A 7451-nucleotide genomic window follows, 5' to 3' on the forward strand; every position below is an offset into this window, starting at 1 on the left:
CAACCAGGAGAGCAGCATGAATCGCGACCAGATTGCGGGCGCGTCCCGCCACGTGAAGGGCCGGGCCCAGACCACCGTCGGCGGCCTCACCGGCGATCCGGGCCGGCAGGTCCGCGGCGCCGTGAACCAGGTGGCCGGCGGCGCGCAATACGTTTACGGCCGCGCCCGCGACCGGGCCGAGGATCTCGCCGAGGATGGTCGCCACCTAACTCACGCCGCCTCCGAGCGCGCCGACCACCTGATCGACGACGGGCGCCGCTACGCCCGCGAAGCCCGTCGCCGGGGCGAGACCTACGGCCGCCAGGCCGTCCGCTACGCCGACACCAACCGCACCAGCACGCTGCTCGGCATCGCAGCGCTCGCCTTCGCGGCCGGCTGGCTCACCCGCCGCGGTCGCTGATATCGATAGCCGACCGACGCCCGGCCTCATCCCGAGAGGCCGGGCGGGTTCCGGTCGGGGACAGGGAGGGCACGGCCGATGAGGCGGTTCGGCACGCTGCTGCTGCGCCCGGAGATCGTCTTCCTGATCCTCGCCATCGGGCTTGGCCTTGCGGCAGCCGGCGCCTACTGGGCCTCGCGCGCGACGGTGCTGACGGTGGCGGTCGCCCCGCGTGACGGCACCGAGCCGGCGGTGATCCAGGCCTATGCCGACGCCCTGGCGAAGCGGCACAAGGAGATCCGGCTCAAGATCCTGCCCTTCGACGACGTGCGCGACAGCGCCGAGGCGCTCCGCGACGGCCGGGCCGACCTGGCCGTGGTCCGACCCGACGTCGCGCTGCCGGATAACGGCTTGACCCTCGCCATCCTGCGCGACCAGGCCATGATCATCGCCTCGCCCGAGGCGTCCGGCATCACCACGTTTCCCGATCTCGACCGCAAGCGCCTCGCGATCCTGGCCCACCGGGACGCCGACGAGACGCTGATCAAGGCGATGCTGGCCCATTACGGCCTGACGCTGGCCGGCCCGGACAGCAAGGGACCGCTTCCGCCCCGGCAGGTCGCCCTCGTGGAGGTCGGCGAGGCCGACCTCACCGCCGCCCTGACCCGCAAGCAGGTGGACGCCGTGGTCTCGGTGATCGCACCCACCGCCCCGACGGCGCAGCGCATCGTCGAGAGCGTCCAGGCGGCGAGCCGCACCGGGAAGGTCGCGTTCGTCGACGTGGAGAATGCCGACGCGATCGTGGCCCGGATGCCCCGCCTCCAGATGGTGAGCATGCCGGCCGAGACGTTTGGGGGCAGCCCCAAGGTGCCGGAGGCGGACGTGCATACGGTCGGGGCGTCCTACCGGCTCATGGCGCGCTCCAGCCTGCCCCGTTCGGTGGCGGCGGACGTGACCCAGCACCTGTTCGAGCTGCGCAGCGGCATGGCGAACGCCACGGCGGCCGCCGACTACGTCCAGGCCCCGGCCTACGAGAGCACGGCCGGCGCCACCAGCGCGCGGCTGCCGATCCATCCCGGGGCGGTCGATTATTTCGAGCGCGAGCAGCAGAGCTTCGTCGAGCGCTACGAGACCTGGATCTACCTCGTCGCCTTCCTGGGCGGCGGCATCGGCTCGGGCGTCGCCTGGGTCGGGCAGCGGCTCTCGCGGTTGCGGCGCGAGCGGATCGAGGAGGCGACCGACCGGCTCCTGGCGATCCGGCAGGAGGCCCAGGATTCGCCCGATCCCGAACGCCTCGTGATGCTCGCCCGCGAGATCGACGATCTGGCCGGCGACATCGCCCGGCACGCCCTGGAGCGCCCGACCGAGGCCCGGACCCTGTCGGCGGCGGCCATCGCCATCGACGCGGCCCGCTCCACGATTAAGCGCGCCATCGCGGCCGGGCGCCACGGTGACGACGCCCCGGCTTTGGCCGGCCAGACCGTCGCCTCCGGACCCGAGACGGCCTGACCCGAACCTCAGGGCGCCTTCCGGCGGGCCTGCGCGGCGGCCCATTCCCGGTCGCGCTCGGCCTGGGCGGCCCGCTGCTCGGCGGCGTAGGCCTCCTGCTCGGCCCGTTCCCGCTTCCGCTTGAGCTCGGCCGAGGCGGCGGCCCGCTTCTTCCACGCCTCGGTCTCGGCCTTCTGGCGCCGCAACTCTTCGACGGTGATCGGCTTCACCGGCTCCTTCGGCTGCGCCCACGCGAAGGGCCGCCGCGGGGATTGCGGCGGCCGGCGCGGCGGCTCCGGATCCGCCGAAGGCCGTGGACCGTGTAGACCCGCGATGGCCGCGTCCAGCGTCAGCCCGAGGCCGGCCGCGATGCGCGCGGCCGCCGCCCGCGCCGCGTCCCGCTCGCCCGCGGTCGCGCCCCGGGCCGCCAGGGCGAGGCACTTCTCAAAGCGGTCGCGCTCGGCCGGCGTCATGGCGGGTTCCGGATCGGCAGGGTCGTCGGGGTCTTATACGGTTTCGGCTTCGCAGACCCTGCCGACGGCGTCGCGTCAACGGTTGCTCAAAAGCGCCCGGGCCAGGAGGTGGAGCGTCGCGCCGAGGCCCAGCGCGCAGGTCGAGACCACTAGGACCTGAAGCCCGCTGATGCCGGGCCGGGGGCCGAAGCTGTAGGCCAGCAGCGAGCCGCACGAGCCGGCAGAGACCACGCCGGACGCGATGGTGTTGAGCCACGTCGCCGACAGGCGGCGCCGTTCATCGTTGATGTCGCCCATGGCCGGCTCCCATCACGGGCGAGGTCAAGCTTATTTTCATACAGAAGGAATTATTACCAGAAGTTGCGATCCGCTGCAAGAGCCGCCGTCGAACCGGTCACGCGCCGTTCGCCCCCGTTCGGCAGCGCGCATAGCCGCGGGAGATCAGCCGGCTCTGCTGCGTCACACGCTGTTCGGCCTCGCCGAGATCGGTCAGCGCGTCCGTGATCGCCGCGACCAGCGCGTTCCAGGCGTCACCCCGCGCCGCGCGATGGTAGGCCAGCGCGATCGCCTCGGCCTCGGTGAGCCGAATCTCCGCGGTCGGTTCGTGCGGGTGTGCGAGCATGGCCATTCCGTTCTACCAAGAACATATAGCGAACAAAGCGCAGCAGCCGTCCCGGTTCAACCCCTGCGGTGCCGCGAGGTCGGATTCCGGTGGACGCCTGTTGATGGCCTCCGGAAAGCGCAATGGTGGCGGGGCCTTACCGTGCCCGCGGGCCGAGCTCGTGTGAGCCGGTGGCGACCGGTAGCAGAGTGATGGTGGTTCCGCGCTCCGGTTCCGATTGGATCTGCAGGATGATGGAAGCGTTCGGAGAGAGCCGGCGTCCGCAGATCCGGCAGGCGGTGCAGCGGATTTTCGAGAGCACCGGGATCCGGTTCCCCGTGATCGGCGCCGACCGGGTCGCCGTCGCGGAGCGGCTGCGGTTCGGCGAGGGGCCTTCGTTAACGCCGGCGCTGCATCCTTATCGGCACCGAAACCGTTGCGCGTGTCCGTAAGTCCGGTTGCCGAGGCGCCTGCCATGACCATTCTGAGCGTCCTCTGCCTGGTCACGGGCGCCACCCTGGCGGGCATCGCCCCGCGGCGATCGGTGCAGCAGGCGGCCCTGGAGAGTGCGGGCGGCAGCCTGATCGTGCTCGGACTCGTCATCATCGGCGCGGGCCTGCCCCTGTTCAGCTGAGGCCGCCCGCGGATCTGGCCTGCCACGCACGCCCGGAACTTCGGGGCGGTTTTCGCGGCCGGGACCAGCGGATCGACCGACCAGGGCCGCGCTTCGCACGCGGCGTTGCAGTCTTCCCGTGCGCCAGGGGCGATGTATCGCGGCGAAGATCAATCAGACTAGACCGGATCTGCGCAAGATTATCCCGGCCGGTCCGCCTCTGGTATTTGCCGCAGATCACCCCTATGGTTCGTTCTCTGCCATGTGTCTTTGTATTTTGAAGTGTTACAAAGAACGAATGTGAGGCGTTCCGAGCATGTCCGGTCTGAACGGGGATGAGAAGCCGGGGAGCCGCCAGGAGCCGCGGCTGGCACTCCGGGCCTTGGCCTCCGAGCACGAGGTCGTCATCCGGCATGCCGGCCAGCGCGACCGGCTCCGCATCACCGCCAACGACACGCTGATCCTGACCAAATGACGATGCCGCACACCTGGTCGCGCCGCGCCCTGCTGACCGCCGCCGCGACGGCGGCCCTCGCCCCGCGGGGCGCTGCCGCCGTGGAATCGGCCGCCCGGATCGCCTCCCTCGGGGGCGCCGTGACCGAGATCCTGTACCGGATCGGCGCCGGCCCACGGATCGTCGCGGTGGACACCACCAGCCTCTACCCGCCCGAGGCCCTGCGCGAGAAGCCGAATGTCGGCTATCTGCGAGCGCTCTCGGCCGAAGGCCTGCTCGCCTGCGGGCCCGATCTGGTGATCGCCGCCGACGGCGCCGGCCCGCCCCCGGTTCTGGCCCAGCTGCGCGAGGCCGGCCTGCGCGTCGAGACCGTGACCGAGCCGCCGAGCCCGGAGGGCGTTCTCGACAAGATCATGGTGATCGGCCGCCTCGCCGGCCTCGAGGCGGAGGCCGAGACTCTGGCTGCCGAGGTCCGCGCCCATTTCGCCGCGGTCGCGGCCAGGCGCGCCCGGATCGACACGCCGGCCCGGGCGATCGTGGTCCTGTCCCTCCAGGGCGGCCGGACGGTCGTGGGCGGCGCCGGCTCCACGGCGGACGGCATCCTGACGCTCGCCGGCATCACCAACGCGGCCGCCGGCGTCGCCGGGTTCAAGCCGATGACCGACGAGGCCATCGTGGCCGCCGCCCCCGACGCGGTGGTGATGATGCAGAACGGCCCAGAGCCGCCCAAGCCCGAGACCGTCTTCGCCCCCGACACCGCCCTGGGCCGCACCCCCGCCGCCGCCCAAGGCCGGCTCATCGCCATGGATGGCCTCTACCTCCTGGGTTTCGGGCCGCGCACCCCCCAGGCCGCCACCGAACTGATGCGGGCGATCTATCCGGGTCTGCCGGGTGAGTGAGTTTTTCGTCGACCCCAAATTTGCCTCCCGCCACCTCATCTTGAGGTGGCGGAGCGAAGCGGAGCCCTCGAAGGAGCCCTCCAGCCATCGCGGTGATTTCTGGAGGGCTCCTTCGAGGCTTCCGCTGCGCGAAAGCACCTCAGGATGAGGGGGCGACTGGGAGATCCGTCGGTTCCGCTGAACCACCGCGCCGCCCTGCCATGGGTTTTGGCGGCGCTCACCCTGTTGATGCTCGCGGTTGCGCTGCTCTCAGTGAGTCTCGGGGCGATCCGCATCCCGCCGGAGCGGGTCGTGGCGGTGCTCACCGGAAGCTCGGGCGATCCGGCGCTGGCACGCGATGCCCTGGTGGTGCTCAACATCCGGCTGCCCCGCACCCTGCTGGGGCTGATGATCGGCGCCGGGCTCGCGGTCTCGGGGGCGCTGATGCAGGGGCTGTTCCGCAATCCGCTGGCCGATCCGGCCCTGGTCGGGGTCTCGTCGGGGGCGGGATTTGCCGCCGCCTGCATCATCGTGCTGGGCGACCGGCTGCTCGCCTATGCCGGCGTGCCGGGGCCGCTGCCCTATCTGGTCCTGCCGGCCGGCGCCTTCCTGGGGGGACTGGGCGCGACCCTGATCCTCTACGGGCTGGCGACCCGGTCCGGCCGGACCGCCGTGGCGACGATGCTGCTCGCCGGCATCGCCCTGGGGGCGCTGAGCGGCGCGCTCACCGGCCTGCTGACCTATGCCAGCGACGACCGGCAATTGCGCGATCTCACCTTCTGGTCGCTGGGCAGCCTCGGCGGCGCCACCTGGGGCAAGGTCGCGGCCTCGGCACCGCTGATCCTGCCGGTGCTGGTCGCGGTGCCGTTCCTCGGCCGCGGCCTCAACGCCCTGGTGCTGGGGGAGGCCGAGGCGTTCCATCTCGGGATCCCGGTAGAGCGCCTGAAGCGCGCCTGCATCCTCCTGGTCGCCGTCGCCGTGGGGGCGAGCGTGGCTGGCGCCGGGGTGATCGGCTTCGTCGGCCTCGTGGTGCCGCACGCCCTGCGCCTGGCGATCGGCCCCGAGCATCGCCTGCTGCTGCCGGCCTCGGCGCTTCTGGGGGGGGCGTTTCTGGTGCTGGCCGATGTCGTCGCCCGGCTGGTCGCGGCGCCGGCCGAGCTGCCGATCGGGATCGTCACCGCGCTCGTCGGCGCGCCGGTGTTCCTGTGGCTGCTGCTCGGCCGGGCGCGAGTCGCCGCCGATGCCTGAGCCGGCCCTGCTCAGCGCCCGCGACCTCACCGTCACGGTGGCCGGGCGCGACCTCGTGCGCGACGTGTCCCTCGACGTGGCGGCCGGCTCCCTGCAGGTGATCGTCGGCCCGAATGGGGCCGGCAAGTCGACCCTGCTGCGCCTGCTCTGCGGCGAGCTGCGCCCGACCCACGGGCAGGTCGCCTACGGGGGCGAGGCGGTGGGCACGATTCCGGCCTGGCGGCTCGCCGCGATGCGGGCGGTGCTGCCGCAGGCCGCGCGCCTTGCCTTCCCGTTCGCCGCGGCCGAAGTGGCCCGGATCGGCCTCGACGGGATCGGCCGGGGCCTCGGCGCCCGGGACCGCGACGCGATCCTGGCCCGCGCCCTCGACCGGGCCGACATCGCCCATCTCGCGTCCCGGGCCTACCCGACCCTGTCGGGCGGCGAGCAGGCCCGGGTGCAGTTCGCCCGGGTGCTCTGCCAGATGGAGGCCGGCCGCACGGTGGCGGACCGGCAGGTGCTGTTCCTCGACGAGCCGACCGCGAGCCTCGACCTGCGCCACCAGGGCGCGCTCCTCGACGCCGCCGCGGCGCTGGCGGCCTCGGGTACCGCGGTGGTGGCGATCCTGCACGACCTCAACCTCGCGGCCGCCTATGCCGACACGCTGCTGGTCCTCGAAGGCGGCCGGCTGGTCGCCACCGGGCGACCCGCTGACGTGCTGCGGGACGACCTGATCGCCCAAGTGTTCGGGGTGCGCTGGCCAGTCGGAGAAATCCCCGGCCCGGATCAGCCCTTCATCCTGCCGCACCGGACCTGATCTCCGGTTCGGACCCGTCATGGTTTCAAAAGGGCGTCGACCTTTTGCGGGTCCAGGGCAGAGCCCTGGGGTGTCTCAGGAGCTCCGCCCCCGAACCCCGCCAAAGGGCTGAGCCCTTTGGAAACCCGGACTTACCGATGCCGGGACGGGTGGTATTCGCGGTAGCTCAGGCCGAGCACCGCGGCGAGCAGCCCGGCGCCCCGGCACAGGGTGTAGCCGCCACTGATGAGGGTGGCCGGCCGGAGCGACAGCCCGGCGATCCCGAGGCGCGCGAGGCCGCCGCCGAGGCGGGCCAGGCCCCGGGCGGCGTTCGAGAGCCGCCCGCTCACCGTCTCCGGCCGGAGGCGGCCGAGATAGGCCTCGACGCTGCCGCTGCGATACCAGCGAGCCAGAAGCCAGCGGACCCGCATCCGGTGGGCCGGGATGCTGTCGTACACGATCGCGTCCGGCGCCCAGGCGATCTTGTGCCCGGCGCGCAGCAGGGCGTGGAAGAAGAACGTGTCCTCGCCGCCCATGGTGTT

At 72.4% G+C, this 7451-nt stretch carries 11 protein-coding genes and 1 pseudogene; 8 read left to right on the forward strand and 4 right to left on the reverse strand.

What is annotated here, in order from left to right; translation table 11 throughout:
• Window positions 1-16 precede the first annotated feature (16 nt).
• Together MKK67_RS15590 and MKK67_RS15595 are read left to right on the forward strand one after the other, a co-directional pair.
• Complete coding sequence (locus MKK67_RS15590) at window positions 17-400, forward strand: CsbD family protein (protein WP_243965994.1); 384 nt, start codon at window positions 17-19, stop codon at window positions 398-400.
• Between the two features lie 78 nt (window positions 401-478).
• Window positions 479-1888, forward strand: coding sequence for a TAXI family TRAP transporter solute-binding subunit (locus MKK67_RS15595; protein ID WP_243965996.1), 1410 nt, complete (start codon window positions 479-481; stop codon window positions 1886-1888).
• A gap of 8 nt (window positions 1889-1896) precedes the next feature.
• On the opposite strand, the gene MKK67_RS15600 is transcribed toward MKK67_RS15595, so the two are convergent.
• The 3 genes from MKK67_RS15600 to MKK67_RS15610 form a co-directional block, all read right to left on the reverse strand.
• The gene (locus tag MKK67_RS15600) at window positions 1897-2340 is read right to left on the reverse strand and encodes a hypothetical protein (protein ID WP_243965997.1); all 444 of its coding nucleotides are present in this window, start codon (window positions 2338-2340) and stop codon (window positions 1897-1899) included.
• Between the two features lie 75 nt (window positions 2341-2415).
• Window positions 2416-2637 carry a hypothetical protein gene (locus MKK67_RS15605; RefSeq protein WP_243965999.1) on the reverse strand — a complete coding sequence of 74 codons (222 nt, stop codon included), beginning with the start codon at window positions 2635-2637 and terminating at the stop codon, window positions 2416-2418.
• 97 nt (window positions 2638-2734) lie between these two features.
• Entirely contained in the window at window positions 2735-2962 is a 228-nt protein-coding gene (locus MKK67_RS15610) for a hypothetical protein (RefSeq protein ID WP_409568405.1), read from the reverse strand.
• Between the two features lie 230 nt (window positions 2963-3192).
• On the opposite strand from MKK67_RS15610, the gene MKK67_RS15615 reads away from it, so the two are divergent.
• The 6 genes from MKK67_RS15615 (at window position 3193) to MKK67_RS15640 (ending at window position 6930) form a co-directional block, all read left to right on the forward strand.
• The gene (locus MKK67_RS15615; protein WP_243966003.1) at window positions 3193-3393 is read left to right on the forward strand and encodes a hypothetical protein; all 201 of its coding nucleotides are present in this window, start codon (window positions 3193-3195) and stop codon (window positions 3391-3393) included.
• A gap of 23 nt (window positions 3394-3416) precedes the next feature.
• Window positions 3417-3575, forward strand: a complete 159-nt coding sequence (locus MKK67_RS15620; protein ID WP_201025730.1) for a hypothetical protein — start codon at window positions 3417-3419, stop codon at window positions 3573-3575.
• A 295-nt stretch (window positions 3576-3870) separates the two neighbouring features.
• Window positions 3871-4029 (forward strand): hemin uptake protein HemP, encoded by a 159-nt coding sequence (hemP, locus tag MKK67_RS15625; protein WP_243966005.1) that lies wholly within the window; start codon window positions 3871-3873, stop codon window positions 4027-4029.
• Complete coding sequence (locus tag MKK67_RS15630) at window positions 4026-4907, forward strand: hemin ABC transporter substrate-binding protein (RefSeq protein WP_243966007.1); 882 nt, start codon at window positions 4026-4028, stop codon at window positions 4905-4907. The genes hemP and MKK67_RS15630 overlap by 4 nt, the downstream gene beginning before the upstream one ends.
• Before the next feature lie 144 nt (window positions 4908-5051).
• The gene (locus MKK67_RS15635; RefSeq protein WP_243966008.1) at window positions 5052-6134 is read left to right on the forward strand and encodes a FecCD family ABC transporter permease; all 1083 of its coding nucleotides are present in this window, start codon (window positions 5052-5054) and stop codon (window positions 6132-6134) included.
• Complete coding sequence (locus tag MKK67_RS15640; RefSeq protein ID WP_243966009.1) at window positions 6127-6930, forward strand: heme ABC transporter ATP-binding protein; 804 nt, start codon at window positions 6127-6129, stop codon at window positions 6928-6930. Before MKK67_RS15635 ends, MKK67_RS15640 begins: the two co-directional genes overlap by 8 nt.
• A 131-nt stretch (window positions 6931-7061) precedes the next feature.
• On the opposite strand, the pseudogene MKK67_RS15645 reads toward MKK67_RS15640, so the two are convergent.
• A pseudogene (locus MKK67_RS15645) lies at window positions 7062-7451 on the reverse strand (glycosyltransferase family 2 protein); the annotation flags it as partial.

Origin of the sequence: Methylobacterium sp. J-072, from assembly GCF_022829425.1 — a bacterium.
Taxonomy (GTDB): domain Bacteria; phylum Pseudomonadota; class Alphaproteobacteria; order Rhizobiales; family Beijerinckiaceae; genus Methylobacterium.

What these genes read in the sequence shown, in the direction of transcription:
- MKK67_RS15590 (WP_243965994.1), top strand. Translation starts at nt 17, where the DNA reads ATGAATCGCGACCAGATTGCGGGCGCGTCCCGCCACGTGAAGGGCCGG.
- MKK67_RS15595 (WP_243965996.1), top strand. Translation starts at nt 479, where the DNA reads ATGAGGCGGTTCGGCACGCTGCTGCTGCGCCCGGAGATCGTCTTCCTG.
- MKK67_RS15600 (WP_243965997.1), bottom strand. Translation starts at nt 2,340, where the DNA reads ATGACGCCGGCCGAGCGCGACCGCTTTGAGAAGTGCCTCGCCCTGGCG.
- MKK67_RS15605 (WP_243965999.1), bottom strand. Translation starts at nt 2,637, where the DNA reads ATGGGCGACATCAACGATGAACGGCGCCGCCTGTCGGCGACGTGGCTC.
- MKK67_RS15610 (WP_409568405.1), bottom strand. Translation starts at nt 2,962, where the DNA reads ATGCTCGCACACCCGCACGAACCGACCGCGGAGATTCGGCTCACCGAG.
- MKK67_RS15615 (WP_243966003.1), top strand. Translation starts at nt 3,193, where the DNA reads ATGATGGAAGCGTTCGGAGAGAGCCGGCGTCCGCAGATCCGGCAGGCG.
- MKK67_RS15620 (WP_201025730.1), top strand. Translation starts at nt 3,417, where the DNA reads ATGACCATTCTGAGCGTCCTCTGCCTGGTCACGGGCGCCACCCTGGCG.
- hemP (WP_243966005.1), top strand. Translation starts at nt 3,871, where the DNA reads ATGTCCGGTCTGAACGGGGATGAGAAGCCGGGGAGCCGCCAGGAGCCG.
- MKK67_RS15630 (WP_243966007.1), top strand. Translation starts at nt 4,026, where the DNA reads ATGACGATGCCGCACACCTGGTCGCGCCGCGCCCTGCTGACCGCCGCC.
- MKK67_RS15635 (WP_243966008.1), top strand. Translation starts at nt 5,052, where the DNA reads ATGAGGGGGCGACTGGGAGATCCGTCGGTTCCGCTGAACCACCGCGCC.
- MKK67_RS15640 (WP_243966009.1), top strand. Translation starts at nt 6,127, where the DNA reads ATGCCTGAGCCGGCCCTGCTCAGCGCCCGCGACCTCACCGTCACGGTG.